18 protein-coding genes are annotated in these 20,290 nt (G+C 60.5%); 3 read left to right on the top strand and 15 right to left on the bottom strand.

The features are described 5' to 3' along the window. Window positions 1-70: 70 nt before the first annotated feature. From ACKUTP_RS06325 to pyrR, 3 genes are read right to left on the bottom strand one after another with little or no spacing between them, the layout of a single operon-like run. Window positions 71-1,360, bottom strand: coding sequence for a dihydroorotase (locus tag ACKUTP_RS06325; protein WP_349114065.1), 1,290 nt, complete (start codon window positions 1,358-1,360; stop codon window positions 71-73). Beyond that, window positions 1,344-2,288, bottom strand: coding sequence for an aspartate carbamoyltransferase catalytic subunit (locus ACKUTP_RS06320; protein WP_055285144.1), 945 nt, complete (start codon window positions 2,286-2,288; stop codon window positions 1,344-1,346). Before ACKUTP_RS06320 ends, ACKUTP_RS06325 begins: the two co-directional genes overlap by 17 nt. Window positions 2,289-2,292: 4 nt before the next feature. After that, the gene (pyrR, locus tag ACKUTP_RS06315) at window positions 2,293-2,877 is read right to left on the bottom strand and encodes a bifunctional pyr operon transcriptional regulator/uracil phosphoribosyltransferase PyrR (protein WP_117770320.1); all 585 of its coding nucleotides are present in this window, start codon (window positions 2,875-2,877) and stop codon (window positions 2,293-2,295) included. Window positions 2,878-3,328: 451 nt separating this feature from the next. On the opposite strand from pyrR, the gene rpmB reads away from it, so the two are divergent. The 3 genes from rpmB (at window position 3,329) to ACKUTP_RS06300 (ending at window position 7,521) form a co-directional block, all read left to right on the top strand. Beyond that, window positions 3,329-3,517, top strand: coding sequence for a 50S ribosomal protein L28 (rpmB, locus tag ACKUTP_RS06310; protein WP_022094725.1), 189 nt, complete (start codon window positions 3,329-3,331; stop codon window positions 3,515-3,517). Between the two features lie 502 nt (window positions 3,518-4,019). Next, window positions 4,020-6,668, top strand: a complete 2,649-nt coding sequence (adhE, locus tag ACKUTP_RS06305; protein ID WP_316365489.1) for a bifunctional acetaldehyde-CoA/alcohol dehydrogenase — start codon at window positions 4,020-4,022, stop codon at window positions 6,666-6,668. An 88-nt stretch (window positions 6,669-6,756) separates the two neighbouring features. Then, complete coding sequence (locus ACKUTP_RS06300) at window positions 6,757-7,521, top strand: aminoglycoside phosphotransferase family protein (protein WP_035138543.1); 765 nt, start codon at window positions 6,757-6,759, stop codon at window positions 7,519-7,521. 178 nt (window positions 7,522-7,699) lie between these two features. On the opposite strand, the gene ACKUTP_RS06295 is transcribed toward ACKUTP_RS06300, so the two are convergent. The 12 genes from ACKUTP_RS06295 to trmFO all read right to left on the bottom strand — a co-directional run bounded on the left by ACKUTP_RS06295 (window position 7,700) and on the right by trmFO (window position 20,287). Continuing rightward, window positions 7,700-9,421 carry a proline--tRNA ligase gene (locus ACKUTP_RS06295; protein WP_409063834.1) on the bottom strand — a complete coding sequence of 574 codons (1,722 nt, stop codon included), beginning with the start codon at window positions 9,419-9,421 and terminating at the stop codon, window positions 7,700-7,702. Further along, on the bottom strand, window positions 9,422-10,504 hold the full coding sequence (gene ispG, locus ACKUTP_RS06290; protein WP_409063833.1) for a flavodoxin-dependent (E)-4-hydroxy-3-methylbut-2-enyl-diphosphate synthase: 1,083 nt from the start codon (window positions 10,502-10,504) through the stop codon (window positions 9,422-9,424). A gap of 13 nt (window positions 10,505-10,517) precedes the next feature. Beyond that, window positions 10,518-11,879, bottom strand: a complete 1,362-nt coding sequence (locus ACKUTP_RS06285; protein ID WP_409063832.1) for a M50 family metallopeptidase — start codon at window positions 11,877-11,879, stop codon at window positions 10,518-10,520. Between the two features lie 25 nt (window positions 11,880-11,904). Further along, entirely contained in the window at window positions 11,905-13,092 is a 1,188-nt protein-coding gene (gene dxr, locus ACKUTP_RS06280; RefSeq protein ID WP_409063831.1) for a 1-deoxy-D-xylulose-5-phosphate reductoisomerase, read from the bottom strand. Next, complete coding sequence (locus ACKUTP_RS06275; RefSeq protein ID WP_409063830.1) at window positions 13,092-13,991, bottom strand: phosphatidate cytidylyltransferase; 900 nt, start codon at window positions 13,989-13,991, stop codon at window positions 13,092-13,094. Before ACKUTP_RS06275 ends, dxr begins: the two co-directional genes overlap by 1 nt. Window positions 13,992-13,993: 2 nt before the next feature. Further along, window positions 13,994-14,788, bottom strand: a complete 795-nt coding sequence (locus tag ACKUTP_RS06270) for an isoprenyl transferase (RefSeq protein ID WP_195520377.1) — start codon at window positions 14,786-14,788, stop codon at window positions 13,994-13,996. A 1-nt stretch (window position 14,789) separates the two neighbouring features. Continuing rightward, a complete protein-coding gene (frr, locus tag ACKUTP_RS06265) occupies window positions 14,790-15,326 on the bottom strand; it encodes a ribosome recycling factor (protein ID WP_409063829.1) in 537 nt (178 codons plus the stop codon). A 2-nt stretch (window positions 15,327-15,328) separates the two neighbouring features. Continuing rightward, window positions 15,329-16,051 carry a UMP kinase gene (gene pyrH / locus ACKUTP_RS06260; protein ID WP_409063828.1) on the bottom strand — a complete coding sequence of 241 codons (723 nt, stop codon included), beginning with the start codon at window positions 16,049-16,051 and terminating at the stop codon, window positions 15,329-15,331. Between the two features lie 118 nt (window positions 16,052-16,169). Then, window positions 16,170-17,039 (bottom strand): translation elongation factor Ts, encoded by an 870-nt coding sequence (gene tsf / locus ACKUTP_RS06255; RefSeq protein ID WP_022094736.1) that lies wholly within the window; start codon window positions 17,037-17,039, stop codon window positions 16,170-16,172. A gap of 45 nt (window positions 17,040-17,084) precedes the next feature. Further along, window positions 17,085-17,813, bottom strand: a complete 729-nt coding sequence (gene rpsB / locus ACKUTP_RS06250) for a 30S ribosomal protein S2 (protein ID WP_006236109.1) — start codon at window positions 17,811-17,813, stop codon at window positions 17,085-17,087. A 219-nt stretch (window positions 17,814-18,032) separates the two neighbouring features. Then, entirely contained in the window at window positions 18,033-18,941 is a 909-nt protein-coding gene (locus ACKUTP_RS06245) for a tyrosine recombinase (protein ID WP_409063884.1), read from the bottom strand. An 8-nt stretch (window positions 18,942-18,949) separates the two neighbouring features. After that, a complete protein-coding gene (gene trmFO / locus ACKUTP_RS06240; protein WP_195239256.1) occupies window positions 18,950-20,287 on the bottom strand; it encodes a methylenetetrahydrofolate--tRNA-(uracil(54)-C(5))-methyltransferase (FADH(2)-oxidizing) TrmFO in 1,338 nt (445 codons plus the stop codon). Window positions 20,288-20,290 lie beyond the last annotated feature (3 nt).

Genomic DNA, 20,290 nt, shown 5'->3' with positions numbered 1-20,290 from the left:
GTTGCATGGTCAAAACGAACAGAAAGCGCGGCACCGCAAGGGCACCGCGCACAAAAGCGATAAGGCTATGCTAGCAGATGCAGCCGTCGGCGAGCGTCTGCTTACCGCCGACAAACACATCGGTGGCACGACCGGTAAGCGTTCGGCCGGCGAAACCGGAGTTCTCGGCGCGCGACTCGTAACCGTCCTCGCCAACCGTCCAGGTGGCGGACGCGTCGAACACGGTCAGGTCGGCAACGGAGCCCGCCTTGACCTGAACCTGGTCGAGGCCCAGGATCTCACGCGGCTTGATGGCCATGAGCTCGACCATACGGCCCATGCTCATCTTGCCCGTGTTGACCAGCTCGGTGAGTACGAGCGACAGCGAGGTCTCGAGGCCGATCATGCCAAAGGGCGCAAGCTCGAACTCGCGGGCCTTCTCCCACGGGGTGTGGGGAGCGTGATCGGTGACGATAACGTCGACGGTGCCGTCGATGACGCCCTGACGGATGGCCTCGGCATCCTCCTCGGTACGCAGCGGCGGGTTGACCTTGAGCGAAGTGTTGTAGGTCTCGTCCAGGTCGTTCTCGGTCAGGAACATGTGGTGCGGGGTGGCCTCGCAGGTAACCTGAACGCCAGCGGCCTTACCGGCACGCACGATCTCCAGGCCATGGGCGGTGGAGATGTGCTGGATGTGCAGCTTGGCACCGGTCAGCTTGGCGATCTCGATGTCGCGAGCGATCTGGAGCTCCTCGCCGGCAGCCGGCCAGCCCTCGAGAGCCAGACGGGTCGAGACCTTGCCCTCGTTGATCTGGCCATGGCCGACCAGGTCCTCGTCCTGGCAGTGGCTCATAAAGACCTTGCCGAACATCTTGCCGTAGTCCATGCAACGACGGAGCATACCCGCGCCCTGCACGCCGCGACCGTCGTCGGTGAAGGCGACGGCGCCGTGGGCGACCATATCGCCCATCTCGGACATGGCCTCGCCCTTAAGACCGCGGGTCATAGCGCCCGACGGATAGACGCGGCAGTGACCGACCTCGGCAGCACGGGACTTAACGAACTCCACGACGGTACCGTTATCGGTAACGGGATCGGTGTTGGGCATGGAGCACACGCCAGTAAAGCCGCCCTTTGCAGCTGCGCGGGTGCCGCTCTCGATGTCCTCTTTGACCTCGTAGCCGGGCTCGCGAAGGTGAACGTGCATATCCACCAGGCCGGGGACGAGGTACTTGCCGGAAAGGTCGCGAACCTCGGCTCCCTCGACGGCGAGATTCTCGCCGACCTCGGCGATCTTGTCGCCGTCAATCAGGACGTCAACGACACCGTCAAGCTCGACGGACGGGTCGACGACGTGGGCATTCTTAAGAAGCAAGGCCATTATCGGCACCTCCAAGCAGCAGATACAGGATAGCCATACGCACGCAGATACCGGCGTAGACCTGCTCCAGGATGACGGAGCGTTGCGGGTGGTCGGCCATATAGGAGTCGAACTCGACGCCGCGGTTGATGGGGCCCGGGTGGCAGATAATCGCATCGGGCTTCATGAGCTTCTCGCGGTCCTTGGTCAGACCGAAGAGCTTGTGGTACTCACGAATGGTCGGGAACGGGGCACCCTCGAGGCGCTCCTGCTGCACGCGCAGCATGTAGACGACGTCCAGCTCGGGCAGGACGGAATCGAGGTCGCTCGTCACGTGGTCGCAGCCCAGAACCTCGGGCGCCGGCGGCAGCAGCGTGCCGGGGGCGACGGCGTAGGTCTCGCAGCCCATGATCTTCAACGCGGGGATCAGCGAGCCGCAAACGCGGGAGTGGGAGATGTCGCCGACGACGGCGACCTTCAGACCGTGGAAGTCACCCTTGTGCTCCCAGATGGTATACAGGTCGAGCAGAGCCTGCGTGGGGTGGTTGTGCTTGCCGTCACCGGCGCAGATGACGCTCGCGGGCGAGTTCTGCGTGACGATGTAGGGCGCGCCGGCGTGCTTATCACGCACGACGATGCAGTCGATCTTATAGGCATTGAGGGTCTCGACGGTGTCGACGAGGCTCTCGCCCTTGACCGTAGAGGTCGAAGAGCCGCCAAAGTTGAGGCTGTCGGCCGAAAGACGCTTCTCGGCGAGCTCGAAGGAGCTACGGGTGCGCGTCGAGGGCTCGTTGAACATGTTGACGATGGTCTTACCCTTGAGCGTGGGGACCTTCTTGATCGCACGCTCGTTGACCTCGGAGAACGCCTTGGCGGTCTCGAGGATGAGCTTGATGTCCTCTTCGGAGTACTCGGTAATGTCGATCAGGTGCTTATGGTTGAACGCCACGGTACTACTCACCTCCCAGCGGCGCAGAACCCACGTGGGAGCCCGGCGCGACGTCGTTGATCTCGACGGCGGTGTGGCCGTCGACTTCCTTCATATATAGATGCACGTTCTCCTCATGCGACGAGGGAACGTTCTTGCCGACAAAGTCCGGCGAGATGGGGAGCTCGCGGTGGCCGCGGTCAACGAGAACTGCCAGCTCAATACGGCTCGGACGGCCCAGGTCCATGACGGCGTCGAGAGCGGCGCGGATGGTACGGCCCGTATACAGGATGTCGTCCACCAGCACGACGCGCTTGCCGTCGACGCTAAAGGGAATGTTGGTGGCGTGGATCGCGGGAGCGAAATTGGTCGCATAGTCATCGCGGTAGAAGCTGATGTCCAGGCTGCCGAGCGGAACTTCGACGCCCTCGATCTCCTTGATCTCCTCGGCGAGCTTCTTTGCCAGAAGGTCGCCGCGCGTGACGATGCCGACCAGAGCGAGGTCTTCACAGCCCTCGTTGCGCTCGAGAATCTCGTGCGCGATGCGGGTCATCGCTCGATTGACGGCGGTCTCGTCCATGATGACCGCCTTGGGGGAAGTCGTGCCCATCGATCTCCTTCCTCACATGTCTTGACTGCTGACACAGTCAAAAAAATAGATGCCCGACCGCTTAAAGCGGACCAGACACCCACAGGAAGGGCTGCTCTTTGGCAGCTATGTAATTCCATGTGGGTATCTCGTACCCCTTTAATGGTCAAGGGATAGTGTAGCCAACCTCGAGCTTAATTGCGAGCATAAATACAGAGCAATCCGCAAACGGAGCCCAAAGCCCAATAAACCTATATATATTTGTGGGACGAGCTTGAAAACGCACGCACGAGCTGGCATAATCCCCTCTGCTGCACGCAAATCGGATCTACGTCCAGGGCCGTGGCGTGGGCACTATCGCCAAAAGAGGAATATCTCTGTGTAGATTGCGCACAGGGAGCGACTTCTGTGCTATAGTTCAGGCTTGTTTGTTAACGCGACATGTTCGTTTGTCGCCCAAGGAGGGTCAGTTATGTCCAAAGTTTGCGAAGTTTGCGGTAAGCACCCCGTTGCCGGTCGCTCCATCAGCCACTCTCACCGCGTCACCAACCGTAAGTTCCGCCCCAACATCCAGCGCGTCTACGTCGTCGTCGATGGTCACCGTCGCAAGATGAACGTTTGCTCCACCTGCCTCAAGTCCGGCAAGGTTGCGCGCTCCTAAATAAGGTCTTACCAACAAGTACCTCGGACTCTCCGGGTCAAAGACCTCGCGTTCATATAGAACTTACCAAAGGCGTCCTCCCCTACGGAGGGCGCCTTTTTGCACTCATTGGGGACAGACTTACATGAGGGTTTGCAGATGTCAAAGGGATCATAGCCCAGCTGATATGCCTTGTAACTAACGGTACGCCTCGAGCGAGTCGAACGCACCTTACACGGGATTGAGATGGATGTAATCGAGTAGCTGCACCGCCTGTATGTCCGACTCAACCGCGACCCGCGAATAGCGATTATCAAACAGATGTCCCGTTTTCCCATTGAAATACTCATGAGAGTCTGTCCCCAATGAGCGGGGCGATGCAGCAGGCAGATAGTTTTAGTTAAAGCGTTTCAGTTTATTGAAGCGTTTTAGTGTGCCTTTTACGGGAATCTTACCGTTCACCGAATAATTTCTTGCTATCATGCAAGGCGTAGGGTAAATCTCCGATCGCAAGGAGACACAAATGGTGAAAAAGTCACCGGAAAACACTACTCCCGCAATTGTGGACAACGTAGAGGCGCTTGAGGCCAAGCTCGCTCAGATGCGAGAGGCCCAGGCGCTTTTTGCTACGTACACGCAGGAGCAGGTCGACAAGATCTTCTATGAGGCCGCCATGGCCGCCAACAAGGCTCGTATCCCGTTGGCGAAGATGGCCATCGAGGAGACCGGCCGCGGCGTTCTTGAGGACAAGGTCATCAAGAACCACTACGCCGCAGAGTACATCTACAACGCTTACAAGAACACCAAGACCTGTGGTGTCCTGGAGCGCGACGAGGCTTACGGCATCACCAAGATCGCCGAGCCCATCGGCATCGTGGGCGCCGTCATCCCGACGACCAACCCCACCTCCACCGCGATCTTCAAGACGCTGATCTGCCTGAAGACCCGCAACGCCATCATCATCTCCCCGCACCCGGCTGCCGCCAAGTGCACCATCGCCGCCGCCAAGCTCGTGCTTGACGCCGCCGTCAAGGCCGGCGCCCCCGAGGGCATCATCGGCTGGGTCGATGTCCCCTCCATCGAGCTGACTAACATGGTCATGCGCGACGTCGACATCATCCTCGCCACCGGTGGCCCGGGCATGGTCAAGGCCGCTTACTCCTCGGGCAAGCCCGCCCTGGGCGTTGGCGCCGGTAACACCCCGGTCGTCATCGACGACACCGCCGACGTGCTGCTCGCCGTCAACTCCATCATCCACTCCAAGACCTTCGACAACGGCATGATCTGCGCTTCCGAGCAGTCCGTGACCGTCATCGACAGCATCTATGACCAGGTTAAGGCCGAGTTCCAGAAGCGCGGCTGCTACTTCGTCAAGCAGGGTGCCGAGATGGAGGCCCTGCGTGCCGCCATGTTCAAGAACGGCGCTCTCGATCACCGCATCCCCGGCATGGCTGCTGCCAAGATCGCCGAGCTCGCCGGCATCGAGGTTCCCGCCAAGACCAAGATCCTGATCGCCGAGGTCACCTCCACCGACCCCGCCAAGGAGGAGTTCTCCCACGAGAAGCTCTCCCCGGTCCTGGCCATGTACCACGCCAAGGACTTCCAGGAGGCCGTCGACAAGGCCGAGCACCTCGTGCTCGCCGGTGGCCCGGGCCACACCGCCTCTCTGTACGTGCACCCCGCCCAGGCCGAGAAGATCAGCCTGTTCGAGCACGTCATGAAGGCCTGCCGTATCGTCATCAACACCCCGTCCTCGCACGGCGGCATCGGTGACCTGTACAACTTTGGCATGAAGCCGTCTCTGACCCTGGGCTGCGGCTCCTGGGGCGGCAACTCCGTCTCCGAGAACGTTGGGGTGAAGCACTTGATCAACGTTAAGACTGTGGCCGAGCGCCGTGAGAACATGCTGTGGTTCCGCGCTCCCGAGAAGGTCTACTTCAAGAAGGGTTCCACGCCCGTCGCCCTCGACGAGCTGGGCAACGTCATGGGCAAGAAGCGCGCCTTCATCGTCACCGACCAGTTCCTCTTCAAGAATGGCAACACCCGCGCCATCGAGGCCAAGCTCGACGAGATGGGCATCGCCCACGACTGCTTCTACGACGTCGAGCCCGATCCGTCGCTGCAGTGCGCACGTCGCGGCGCCAAGCAGATGGCTCTCTTTGAGCCGGACGTCATCATCGCCGTCGGCGGTGGCTCCGCTATGGACGCCGGCAAGATCATGTGGATGATGTACGAGCACCCCGAGTGCAAGTTTGAGGACATGGCCATGGACTTCATGGACATCCGCAAGCGTATCTTCACCTTCCCCGAGATGGGCAAGAAGGCCTACTTCGTCGCCGTCCCGACCTCTTCGGGTACCGGCTCCGAGTGCACGCCGTTCGCCATCATCACCGACAAGGAGACCGGCATCAAGTGGCCGCTCGCCGACTACGCGCTGCTCCCCAACATGGCTATCGTCGACGCCGACAACTGCATGACCGCCCCGCGCGGCCTGACCGCTGCCTCCGGCATCGACGTCATGACCCACGCCATCGAGTCCTACGTCTCCATCATGGCTTCCGACTACACCAAGGGCCTCTCCGAGCGCGCTGCCAAGCTCGTCTTCGAGAACCTGCCCTCCAGCTTCACGAACGGCGCCAAGGACCCGCACGCCCGCGAGGAGATGCACAACGCCTCCTGCATGGCCGGTATGGCCTTCGCCAACGCCTTCCTGGGCCTCAACCACTCCATGGCCCACAAGCTCGGCGCTTTCCATCACCTGCCCCACGGCCTCGCAAACGCTGTCATCCTGACCCGCGTCATGCGCTACAACGCCGCCGAGGCTCCCGTCAAGATGGGTACCTTCTCCCAGTATCCTTACCCCAACGCGCTGCACAACTACGCCGAGATGGCCAAGTACTGCGGCATCGAGGGCAAGGACGACAAGGAGGTCTTCGAGAACTTCATCACGAAGCTCGAAGAGCTCAAGGACTTCATCGGCGTCAAGAAGACCATCGCCGACTACGGTGTTGACGAGCAGTACTTCCTCGACACCCTCGACGAAATGACCGAGCAGGCATTCAACGACCAGTGCACCGGCGCCAACCCGCGCTACCCGCTCATGAGCGAGATCAAGGAGCTCTACCTGGACGCCTACTACGGCCGCGAGCCCCAGGATTACGCCGTCTGCTAGTTTTAGCACGGTTTTTAACGGCGGGGGTGCACGGGTGTTTCACACACCCCCGCCGTCGCTTCTATCGCATCGTTGAAAGGATGCAACCATGCTGCTACCCGATTCCAAGACCGAGCTCGTCCGCCGTGGCAACAAGGTCGTTTACGACCTGGGCGACAAGATTGTCAAGGTCTTTAACGAGACCAAGCCTGTCTCCGACGTGTTCAACGAGGCTTTGAATCTTGCCCGCATCAATGAGTGCGGCATCCGCAGCCCCAAGGCGCTCGAGGTTTCCCAGCTCGAGAACGCCAACGGCTGGGCGCTCGTGACCGAGAAGGTTCCGGGCACTACCCTTGCCGAGAAGATGACTGCCGAGCCCCAGCGCTTTGGTGAGTACCTCGAGATGTTCGTCGACCTCCAGATCGAGATCCACGGCTACACCTCCCCGCTGCTCAACCGTCAGCGCGACAAGTACGCCCGCATGATCGACAGCCTTGATCAGCTCAATGCCACCACGCGCTACAACCTTCAGGAGCGTCTGGACGGCATGACCAAGGAGTTCAAGGTCTGCCACGGCGACTTCAACCCCTCCAACGTCATCGTCGGCGACGACGGCCAGCTCTATGTGTGCGACTGGGCACACGCCACCCAGGGCTCCCCTGCTGCCGACGTTGCCACCACCTACCTGCTCTTTGCCCTCAACAGCAAGGATCAGGCTGAGGCCTACCTGGAGCTCTACTGCGACCGCGCCGACATGCCCATGCAGGTCGTGCGTCAGTGGACGAGCATCGTCGCCGCTTCCGAGCTCGCTCGTAAGCGCAACGTGAACGATGAGTTCCTGAAGAACTGGATCGACGTCGTCGATTATCAGTAATATCTGAGCGATTAATTTCGCATCGGAGGCACAAGGAAAACCCCGTAGCTCGCATGGGCTGTGGGGTTTTCCTTTTAGATATCGAGGATGCCACAAGATAAAAGGACGGCCCCGCATCTCCCCGATCTGGAGAAATGCGGGGCCGTCCCGTATATCGAACTACAAGCGAAATCGTCGATTAACGGCGTGCTGCCTTCACAAGCTCGGCGACCTTGGCGACGACCTCGTCGATCGCCACATCCTCGCGCTCACTCGTGGCACGGTCCTTGAGCTCAACGGTGCCATTCTTAAGGCCACGCTTACCCAGAACGACCTGATACGGGAAGCCCATAAGGTCGTTGTCGGCAAACTTAAAGCCGGGACGCTCGTCGCGGTCGTCGACGACAACCTCGATACCCTCGGCGCACAGGCCATCAACGATCTGCTCGCAGACGGTAGCGCACTCCTCCTTCTTGGGATCGAGCGGAATCACCGCGACCTCGTACGGGGCAACGGAGACCGGCCAGACGATACCGTGCTCGTCGTTGTGCTGCTCCACGACGGCAGCGAGCGAGCGGGACACACCAACGCCGTAGCAGCCCATGATGAGCGGCTTCTCCTTGCCGTCCTCGTCCATAAAGGTGGCACCCATGGCCTCGGAATACTTGGTGCCCAGCTGGAAGACCTGAGAGACCTCGATGCCGCGGGCAGCGGAGAGCGGCTTGCCGCAGTGCGGGCAGGGGTCGCCGGCGACAACGGTGACCAGATCGGCCCACTCATCGACGGTAAAGTCGCGCTCGGGGCAGGCACCGGTAAAGTGATAATCGACCTCGTTGGCACCGCAGGCCCACTGCTTGGAATCGCGCAGGCTCTCGTCGCACACCAGACGAATGCCCTCGGGCAGGTTAACCGGTCCGATAAAGCCCTTATGCAGACCGTAGGTCTGGAGCTCCTCATCGGTCATCATGCGATAACCCTTGCCAAAGACATGCTCGGCCTTGCAGTCATTGAGCTCATGATCGCCCGGGACAATGGCCACGACTGGCTTGCCCTCGGCATCGATGAGAGCCAAGGACTTGCGCGTGCCGTTCTCGGGGAAGCCAAAGGACTTTGCAACGGCCTCAATGGTGCCCATGCCCGGAGTCTCAACCTTGGTGAGCGTACCGTCACCAGGACCCTCGGTCACGACGACCTTGGTGCTTGCCGCCTCGTCATCGGCAGCAAAGCCGCAATCGTCGCAGTAGACGAGCGAAGCCTCGCCGGCGTCGGCCAAAGCCATGTACTCGACGGAGGTATCGCCACCGATCTCACCGGAGTCGGCAACAACGGGCAGGGCCTTGATATAGCAGCGCTCGCAGATGTTAGCGTAGGCCTGCTTCATCTTGTCATACTCCTCCTGCAGGCTCTCCTGCGTGGCGGAGAAGCTGTAGGCGTCCTTCATGATGAACTCGCGACCGCGCATCAGGCCAAAGCGGGGGCGGAACTCGTCGCGGAACTTGTCCTGAATGTGGTACAGGTTGACGGGCAGCTGCTTGTAGGAGCGCAGCTCGTTGCGCACCAGGGCCGTGACGGTCTCCTCGTGCGTGGGGCCCAGGACGAACTCGCGACCATGACGGTCGTCAAAGCGCACAAGCTCCTTGCCATAGGCGTCGATGCGCCCGGACTCGCGCCACAACTCGGCGTCGACCATGATAGGCATCATAAGCTCCTGGGCGCCGGCAGCGTCCATCTCGTCGCGCACGATATTCTCGATCTTACGGATCGAGCGCCAAGCAAGCGGCAGGTAGGAATACAGGCCGGCGGCCTCCTTGCGGATCATGCCGGCACGGAGCAGCAGGCGGTGACTGGCGAGCTCAGCGTCCGCCGGATCCTCTTTAAGCGTCGGCGCATAGAGCTTAGACATGTACATTGCTCGGGTCATTTATTTCTCCTCAATAAGTTTGTCGACCTCGGCCATCAGCGCGTCGACAATTTGGTCCTCAGCTACTTTACCAATGATCTGGCCATGCGAAAAGAGCAAGGCCTGACCACGTCCGCAAGCAACGCCCAGGTCGGCATCAGAAGCCTCGCCGGGGCCATTGACCGCGCATCCCATGACGGCAATCGAAAGCGGCGCGGCATAGTTCTTAAGCCGCTCGATGACCTCCTCGGCGATGGGAATCAGGTTAACCTGGCAGCGGGCGCACGTGGGGCACGAGACAATCTCGGGACCACGGCGACGCAGGCCCAGCGACTGCAAAATTCCCCAGGCGACCGGCGGCTCCTCAACCGGATCGGCTGTGAGCGACACACGCATGGTGTCGCCAATGCCTTCGGAAAGCAAGATACCCAAGCCTACAGAGCTCTTGATGGTGCCCTGGAGCTTGGTCCCCGCCTCCGTCACGCCCAGGTGAAGCGGAACGTGTGGAATCTCACGCGACAGGGCTCGATAGGTATCGAGCGTCGTTTGCACGCTATGGGCCTTGGCCGAAAGCACAATGTTCGTAAAGCCGCGGTCCTCAAAGTGCTTGACGAAACGCTCGCTCGACATCACGAGCTTTTCGGGCTGCGTGAGGTCGTCGCGCTCAGCGATATCCTGCTCAAGCGAACCGGCATTGACGCCGATACGAATCGCACAGCCCGCGGCACCCGCGGCATCGATCACGGCATCGACCTTGGCCCAATCGCCGATATTGCCGGGATTGATGCGAAGCTTGGCGGCACCAGCCTCGACGGCGCCGATGGCGAGCTTATGGTTAAAGTGAATATCGGCGACGATCGGCACCGGAGACTCGGCACAGATGGTGCGGAAACCCTCAAGCGCGGCCTCGGTGGGCACGCTCACACGCACGATATCGCAGCCAGCCTGCGCCAACGCGCACACTTGCGCAAGCGTTGCCTGGGCGTCAGCGGTATCGGTGCAGGTCATGGATTGGACCACCACCGGCGCGCCGCCACCGATCTGCACACCGCCCACATGCACGGGGCGCGTCAACTCGCGAGGCAAAGGATGGGATAAAGACAATCCAAACACTCCCCTACAGGATAAATCGAAGGATGTCGGAACGAAGCATATAGACAAACAGCAGCGCAAAGAGCGCGATGCCCACATAGCTCACAATCGTCTGGACCTTGAGCGGAAGCTCGCGGCCAGCAATCTTTTGAATGATCTCGATGACCAGCTTGCCGCCATCGAGTGGTGGGATGGGCAGCAGGTTCATAAAGCCAAGCGAGAACGAAATGAGGGCGGCAAACGAAAGGAACGTGGCAGGGCCGGCAGCAGCAGCCTGTGAGGACATAACGCTAATACCCACGATCGAAGAAGACTGATCGAGAATCTCCATCGTATGCTGCGGCTGGAGCAGGCGCATCACGCCCTCCGCTGTCTGCACGACATAGGAGAACGAAAGGCGAGCCGACGTGATGGGGTCTAAACGGACCACCTGCGTAGAGGCATACACACCTAGGCGCTCGTCCTCTTTGAGCGCAACCGCGGTCGAATGCTGCTTGCCGTCACGCTCGTACTCGATGGCGATATCGTCCTTTCCGGCAGCCTTGCCGATGGCATCGTAAACGTCCATCCAGGTAGAGCACGATACTCCGTCAACCGAAAGGATCGCGTCGCCGCCCTCGATACCCGCCTTGGCGGCAATAGACCCCTCGTCAACCTGACCGATCACGTTGGTATCCATCGGCACGGTGACACCCGCAATAGAGTAGATGCTCATAAGCAGCAAAAAGCCCGTCAGGATATTGACGAGAATGCCCGCGAGCAGCATAAAGGCGCGCTTGAGAAAACCCTGGCCCAGATAGGTATGCGAACGCTCTTGCGCAAGGAACTCGGCTTCGCCGCACGGCAGCTCCCACACATCGCCCTCGGTAGTCGCATGCTCTCGATCGAAACGGCGGCCGTCAAAGGTGGTGTAACCCGCCGCGTCTCGCGGCAGCGTCTGATACTTGGTGGGATAGTAGCTCGGCGAGGGCTTCTCCCCTTCCTCATACCAAGGCGCGATAGAGCCCCAACCCAAGAGCAAGGCGCATGCCTCGAGCACATCCTCCTCGGATAGCTCGAGCTCGGCGGCAAGGTCGGCCACGGTCACGCGACCATGACGATAGATAGCCGCGAGCACGCGATCAGCGCACGAGAGGTCGGTCGGATCCATACCGCAGATGGCAGCGTACCCACCCAGCAGCAGCGGGGTCACGCCAAACTTGGTTCCAATGCGACGCGACGTGTAATGGATGTCAAAGCGGCACGGCAGGCCCAAAAAGAACTCGGTCACACGGACGCCGCAGGCACGCGCCGCCAAAAAGTGGCCGCCCTCGTGCAAAAACACGAGGACGGAAAGCATCAGCAGGCCCCAAAAGACAGATGAGAGAACGCTCAGAACAGTATCCATAAAACGAAAAAGCAATCCTTATGGGTTAGGAACGGGTTGCGTCGAGCACCTGCGCAGCCTTTTCACGCGCCCACGCATCGATGTCGCGAAGCTGCTCAAACGAATCGACCGCCTGCATATCGTGGGCATCCATGCAGGATTCCACAATGCGATCGATATCGGTAAAGCTGCAGCCATCGTGCAGGAAGGCATCGACGGCGACCTCGTTGGCGGCATTGAGCACGCACGGCATGGTGCCACCCGTCTTGCCAGCACGCTCGGCCAGTGCCAGACAGCGGAAAGTATCCATGTCGGCCGCGTCAAACGTGAGCTGCCCCAGCTCGCGGAAATCGATACGAGGCGCCGGGGTATCCCAACGCTCGGGATACGAGAACGCGAACTGGATGGGAATACGCATATCGGAAGCACCGAGATGCGCCATCACGGAGCCGTCGGCAAACTCGACCATAGAGTGAATCTTGGATTGACGCTGCACGACCACGTTAATGAAATCGAGGTTGCAGTTAAACAGATGCATGGCCTCAATACGCTCCAGGCCCTTGTTCATGAGGGTGGCGGAGTCGATGGTGATCTTGGCACCCATGGCCCACGTGGGATGCGCGAGGGCGTCGGCACGCGTCACACAATCGAGCTCGTCGCGCGTGCGGCCAAAGAACGGACCGCCCGAGCAGGTAAGCCAAATACAATGAGCCTCGCGCGGGTTCTCCCCCAGATAGCACTGGTAAATGGCGGAGTGCTCAGAGTCGACTGGAATAAGCTGGCCCGGTTGCGCCAACGGCATAAGCAAGTCGCCACCGACGACGAGGGACTCCTTGTTGGCAAGGGCAAGGCGCTTATTCGAGGTCAAAGCCGCATGGCTCGCCTCGAGACCGGCGGCGCCCACAATAGCGACGAGCACGCAGTCGACATCGTCGCGACGCGCGAGCTCGCAAACCGCCTGCGCGCCAACGCCGAGCTTCGTTCCCTCGGGCAACTCCTGCAGCACGGCGTCATCGCCATGAGCGACATCGGCCACGGCAACCGCCGAAACCGAGAACTCGCGGGCAGCGGCAACGAGCTCGGAGGTGCTGGAGTTAACGGACAGCGCCGTCACCTGCAGGCGATCGGCATGCTGACGGCACACATCGAGTGCCTGGGTGCCGATGGAGCCCGTACAACCCAGGATAGCAACGCGAAGGCGTCCATCGGGGCCATACGTCGTTTGGAAGGACATTACAGCACGCCTCCGATCATCAAAAGCAGCTGCGCGGTAATACAGCCAAAGATAAGCGAGTCGCTACGGTCGAGCATGCCGCCGTGGCCCGGGATAAGGTTGCCGGAATCCTTGACGCCCACACCGCGCTTGATGCGCGACTCGATAAGGTCGCCGATAACGCCCAGAATCGACACGACCACGCCGCACAGCAGCGCATAGGGCAGGCTGAGCTTGTAGAAATGCGTCGCCCACAGGATGAGCCAAATCAAAACCGAGCCCAGGATGCCGCCGACAAACCCCTCCCAACTCTTTTTGGGAGAGATCTTGGGAACCATCTTGTGCTTGCCGATACGGCTGCCCACGATGTAGGCAAACGAATCGGAGACCCAAAGGGACGCGCAAACGCCCACCGAAAGCAGGGCGCCGGCAAAACCGGGCACGGCATCGCGCAGCAGTACGATAGCCGACAGCATAAAGCCAGTGTAGATGGGACCCATAAGCGTCACGGCCACATCCGAGATGCGGGTACGCGGCGAACAGACATACCAAATGCCCACAGCGAGCATCAGGGCAAAAAGCAGGGCATTCAGCAACATCGAATCGCCCAACGCCGACAGCGGAAAGAGTACGGCGGCAGCGATACCCATGCGCTCGTTAGCCATCTTGCCATCGAGCCTTGTCATACGGAAAAACTCATAGCAGCACAGACCGCTCATGACAGAAACAAAGATGGCCGTGGGCACGATACCCAAAACCAGGCACAGGATAAAGACAACGGCATAAACGATACCGGCGGCGGCACGGGTAATAAAGCCCGCAAGCCACGAACCGGTGCCATTCTTCGCTGCGGGCGCTCCCGCAGCGACAGCCTTGCGCTCAGATGTCTTGGGAGCAGTTGCCTTGGGACGATCGGACACGATTAAGCCTCCTCGGTCTTGCTCAGACCACCAAACCTACGGTCACGGCCCTGATAGGCCAAAATGGCGTCGACAAGGCCCCAACGATCAAAGTCGGGCCAATAGGTATCGGTGACGTAGAATTCGGAATAAGCCACCTGCCACAGCAGATAGTTCGAAAGGCGCAGCTCACCAGAAGTGCGAATCACAAGCTCAGGATCGGGAAGGCCGGCGGTATAGAGGTGGGAAGCCACCATGTCGTCATCAATTGCGGCAGGATCGATCTTACCGGCGGCAGCGTCGAGTGCGATCTGACGGACAGCGCGGGTAATCTCGGCACGCGCGCCGTAGTTGACGGCAAGCGCCAGCGTCATGCCGGTGTGATTGGCGCACTCGGCAAGACCGCGTTCAAAAACGTCGCGGGTCTTCTTGGGCAGCGCGGAAATGTCACCCAAAAAGACAACGCGCACGTTTTCGCGCTTCAGAAGCGGCAGCTCGTCGATAAACGTCTTGGCAAACAGGTGCATCAGAACGTTGACTTCGTGCTGAGGGCGATTCCAGTTTTCGGTCGAAAACGCATAGGCAGAAAGCACGTCGACGCCCAGACGCACGCAAGCGGTAATAATCTCGCGAAGGGAGACGATACCCGCCTTGTGGCCCTCGGTGCGTGCAAGACCGCGCGATGTGGCCCAACGACCGTTGCCGTCCATAATGCACGAGATATGGTGCGGAATGTTATTGAGGTCAAGGTCGGAAAAACCGACGCCCGCAGGGGCGTCGGCAAAGTACTCGACCAGTTTATGCTCGTCGTATTGCACCTTAGATCTCCATGACCTCGGCTTCTTTTTCCTTCAGAAGCTCCTCGACCTTGGCGACATACTCATCGGTGTGCTTCTGGACCTTGGCCTGCTCGCGACGGACATCGTCCTCGGTGAGCTCCTCATCGCGCTCGAGCTTGTTGTTGAAGTCGCGACGGATGTTACGGATAGACACCTTGGCCTGCTCGGCGTACTCGCGGCACTCCTTGACGAGCTCGCGACGGCGTTCCTCGGTGGGAGCCGGGAACGGCAGACGAACGACGGTACCATCGGAGTTGGGGGTAATACCCAGATCGGAAGCGCCGATGGCCTTGACGATAGCATTGATGAGTGCCTTGTCCCACGGCTCGATGAGCAGCATATGGGCCTCGGGGGTCTTGACGGCGGCAACCTGCGTGACCGGCGTGGGAACACCGTAATAATCGACGGTGATGTCGAAAAGAATGTTGGCATTAGCGCGGCCGGTACGGACCTTGGAGAAGTTATGCTTGAGGGACTCGAGCGACTTGTCCATATGGGCGGTGATGTTCTCTGCCATGCTTAATCCTCCTGATAGACGAGCGTGCCGACGGGCTCACCCGCGAGCGCGCGCTTGACAGTGTCCTCGCCATCGATGTTGAGGACCAAAATCGGCATACGGTTATCCTGGCACAGTGCCGTAGCCGTGGAATCCATAACCTGCAGACCGCGGACGAGCACCTCATGGTAAGTGATCTTGTCAAAACGGACGGCATCGGCGCACTTGACGGGATCCTTGTCGTAGATGCCGTCAACCTTGGTGGCTTTAATCAAAATCTCGGCGCCAATCTCGCACGCACGAAGAGCCGCGGCGGTGTCGGTCGTAAAGTACGGATTGCCCGAACCGGCGGCAAAAATAACGACGTTGCCCTTGGAAAGGTGGTTGATGGCGCGACGGCGAATATAGGGCTCGCAGATCTCGTTCATCTGGATAGCGCTCATCACGCGGCAGGGAACATCGTTATGCTCGAAGGCATCCTGCAGGGCGAGCGCGTTCATAACGGTTGCCAACATGCCCATGTAGTCGGCCTGAGCACGCTCCATGCCACCGGCAGCGCCGGCCATGCCGCGGAAAATATTGCCGCCGCCGACAACGACGCCGACCTCATGGCCAACGGCGAGCAGCTCCTTGACCTGCTTGGCAAGATGGTCGGTAAGCTTGGGGTCGATGCCATATTGGCCGTCGCCCATCAGTGCTTCGCCGGAAAGCTTAAGAAGCACGCGTTTATATCGGATGTCGGACAAAGCGATCCTCCTTTAGATTGAACTCTCAACATTCTATCAAAGGCTCTAAGAAGAGCCATGAAAAAGCAGGCTGTGAGTAAAACCCACAGCCTGCTCATTACCAGCTACAAGAGCTTATTTACTCGCCACGGACCAGACGGTCAAAGGCAACGACGGTAATGGTGTCGCCGAGCTCCTTGGAGACCTGCTCTGCGTACTTCTTGATGGTGAGGGAGCTGTCCTTGATGAACTCCTGCTCGGTGAGCACGGACTGCTTGTAGAACTTCTCCAGACGGCCGACAGCCATCTTCTCCTGAATGGCCTCGGGCTTGCCGGACTCGGCAGCCTGAGCCATGTAGATCTGCTTCTCGTGCTCGACGGTCTCGGCCGGAACCTGATCGCGAGTAGCGCAGATCGGGGCGACAGCGGCAACCTGAAGGGCAACGTCGTGAGCGAAGGTCTTGAAGGATTCAGCCTGAGCGGTCTCAGCCTTCTCGAAGGCGAACTCGACGAGGACGCCGATCTTACCACCCATGTGGATGTAAGAAGCGAGCGCGCCGTTCTCAGCCTTGCGGGCAGCGAAGCGGGAGATCTTCATGTTCTCGCCCATGATGTGAATCATCTCGGTGAGCTCGGAGGAAACGGTCTCCTCGCCCATCGGCTTCTCGAGCAGAGCGTCGACGTCAGCAGGCTCGGTGGTAGCGACAACCTCAGCGACCTTGGAAGCAAAGCCGGTGAACTTGGCGTTAGAGCCAACGAAGTCGGTCTCGCAGGAGAGCTCGAGCAGAGCGCCGGTCTTGCCATCCTCGGAGACGAACGCGGCGACAGCGCCCTCGTTGGTCTCACGGCCAGCCTTCTTGGCAGCCTTGGCAAGGCCGTTCTTACGCAGAACGTCGACAGCGGCGTCCATGTCGCCGTCAGCCTCGACGAGAGCCTTCTTGCACTCCATCATCGGGGAGTCGGTCATCTCGCGGAGCTGCTTGACCATAGCGGCGGTAATCTGGGCCATTGTGGTTCCTTTCAAAGAGATGAAAAAGAATTAACTAAGACTGATTTACTCGGCCTTGGGCTCAGCGGCCATCTCGGCCTCGGAGACCTGCTCCTTACCAGAGCCAGCGAGGCAGGCGTCAGCCATGAGCTCACACATAAGGGTGACAGCGGAGATAGCGTCATCGTTGCAGGGGATGCCGTACTCGACCTCGTCGGGATCGGAGTTGGTGTCGATCAGGGCGACGACGGGGATGTTCAGGCGCTGAGCCTCCTTGATGGCGTTCTCCTCGCGCTTGGTGTCGATGACGAAGAGAGCCTGGGGCAGACCCTTCATGTCGCGGGCGCCACCGAGGTTGGTCTGGAGCTTGGTGAGCTCCTTGCCGAGAACAGCCTGCTCCTTCTTGGGCAGAACAGCCATGCGGCCGTCCTCGACCATGGCCTCGAGCTCCTCCATGCGGTTGATGCGGGAGCGGATGGTGACGAAGTTGGTCAGCATACCGCCGAGCCAACGCTGGTTGATGTAAGGCATGTTGGCGCGCTCAGCAGCGTTCTTGACGGCCTCCTGAGCCTGCTTCTTGGTGCCGACGAATAGCACGTTGCCACCCTTGGCGACGTTCTTGACGAAGGTGTAGGCCTGGTCGGCGTCGAGGATGGTCTGCTTGAGGTCGAGGATGTAGATGCCGTTGCGCTCACCGAAGATGAACGGCTTCATCTTGGGGTTCCAGCGACGGGTCTGGTGACCGAAGTGGCAGCCGGCCTCGAGCAGGGTGCGGATATTAATCTTGGTAGCCATGTTAAACCTCCTGTGGTTTGCCTCCGCGCGGGGTCATCCTCCAAAACCAACCCGGACATGTGCTACCAAAGCCCGGGCACCACGGTATGAAGTAGCCGCGCGTGCGTGATAAAAACATGTTGCCGTGAAGCAACCCGATGAATGATAGCAGGAATGCCTCTTCCTGCCAACCCGCAATCAAAACCACACACCTGAGTGCGGCGCGGGACGTCCCAGCCACTATTCGCCGCGGGGATGGGCTTGAGCCACGGCACGTTTAAGCCGATCGGGTGTGAGATGCGTGTAGATCTGCGTCGTGGACAGGCTCGCATGACCTAGCAGCTCTTGAACCGAGCACAAGTCCGCACCGCCCTCGAGCAAGTCGGTCGCAAAGGTATGGCGCATCGCATGCGGGGCGATGTCAGCCGGAATGCCGGCGAGCGTCGCCAGCGTATGGAACCGCCGCCGAAGCATCGCGGCGCTCATGCGATTGCCGCGCGCCGATATAAGCAGCGGATGCGGCCCGGTAGCGAGGTCGCGGCGCTTTGCCCGAGCGAGCAACTCCGGCCTCCCCTCTTCAATATAGAGACGCGTCACATCGAGCGCACGACGATACAGAGGGACGATACGCTCCTTGCTCCCCTTGCCCCACAGGCGCAGCGTGCGCTCGGACCATGAGATGGATTCCACATTGAGCGCCGCAAGCTCTGAGATGCGGGCACCCGAGGCATAGAGCAACTCGAGCATCGCCGCATCGCGCAGTCCCGCGGGTGTTGAGGTATCAGGCGTCTTGAGCAGCGCCTCGACCTGCTGGGTCGTAAGGACGCCCGGCAGGTCACGCGGCAGCTTGGGCGACGCGATCGCCGAGACCGCATCGCCCTCGACAATCCCCTCGGCAGCCATCCAGCGATAGAGAGATCGGATAGCCGACAGGTGCGCCGCAAGCGTTCGGGGAGCCACCTGCTCACGCGAAAGCTCAGCAAGATAGCGACGAATGGTGCGCACGTCGGCAGCGAAAGCATCAATATCCTCGCGCTCGCACCAGGCAGCAAAGCGCTCCAGTCTCGAGCCATAGGCCGTCACCGTGTTGGGAGAAAGCCCCTCAACGCGTGCGATATAGGCGATAAAAGAGTCGACGGTGTCGTACAGGTCAAAGGCTATGACCGGTCGCCTCCAAACAAGTCGGAACGCGTGGCCAAGTAGGCATCGAGGGCCTCGAGCGCACGGTCCGCATAGGCCTGATAGCGGTCGCGCTTGCTGCGGCGCTTACCGTCCTCGAGCGGCGGCACCAGGCCAAAGTTGACATGCATGGGCTGATAGCCCACGGTGGCAGGATCGGTCGCATAGCCCACGAGCGCACCCAGGGCGCCCACGCGGGGCAACTCGACGGAATCGGCGCCGATAGCCTCTGCATAGGTGTTGAGCGCCGCGAGCAGACCGGTCGCCACGGCTTCCATGTACCCCTCGGTGCCGGTGATCTGACCGGCCAGGCGCACGCCGGTACCGGGCACGGCAAAGGTGCCATCGAGCACGTGCGGGGCGTCGACAAAGGTATTGCGGTGCATGACACCGTAGCGGAAGAACTCAGCGTTCTCCAGGCCCGGCACCATATGGAAGACGCGCTTCTGCTCGCCAAAGGTCAGGTTGGTCTGGAAGCCCACCAGGTTATAGGCGGTCTTCTCCTTGTTCTCGGCACGCAGCTGAATCGCCGCCCAAGGGCGACGTCCGGTACGCGGGTCGGTGAGGCCGACGGGCTTCATGGCGCCAAAGCGAATGGCGTCCTTGCCGGTGCGCGCAACCTCCTCGGCAGGCTGGCAGGCCTGGAACAGATCGCCGCCCTCAAAGTCCTTGAGCACCACGCGGTCGGCCGTGGTGAGCGCCTCGATAAAGGCCTCGTACTCCTCCTTGTTGAGCGGAGCGTTGAGATAGTCGCCGCTCCCCTGCTCCTCGTAGCGCGACTGCGAAAACAGCACGTCCATATCGAGCGTGGAGGCATCGACGATCGGCGCCGCGGCATCGAAGAACGCAAGGGCGTCGCCACCGACGAGCTTCATGACCTCTTCGCTCAGCGCCGGTGAACACAGCGGGCCCGCGGCAATGACCACGTGGCCCTCGGGGATCTGGGTGACCTCGCCGTGAACGACCTCGATATTGGGGCGGGCGGCAACCTCAGCCTCGACGAGCTCGGAGAATGTAACACGGTCGACCGCCAGGGCGCCACCAGCGGGAACAGCAGCGCGATGGGCGCAGTCGAGCAGGACTGAACCCATGCGCTCAAGCTCGGCCTTCAGCAAACCAGCCGCGGAATCCGGACGGGTCGACTTAAACGAATTGGAGCAGACGAGCTCTGCCAGGTGATCGGTATGGTGAGCCGGGGAGCTCACCTGGGGGCGCATCTCGCACAGCTTTACGGCAAACCCGCGGTCTGCCAGCTGGATCGCGCATTCCGAACCCGCCAGACCGCCACCGATAACCGTCACCTGATCGAACTGCATCTG

Origin of the sequence: Collinsella sp. wc0529 (assembly GCF_046116875.1) — a bacterium.
Taxonomy (GTDB): domain Bacteria; phylum Actinomycetota; class Coriobacteriia; order Coriobacteriales; family Coriobacteriaceae; genus Collinsella.
This window is presented reverse-complemented; position numbering and strand designations above follow the sequence as displayed.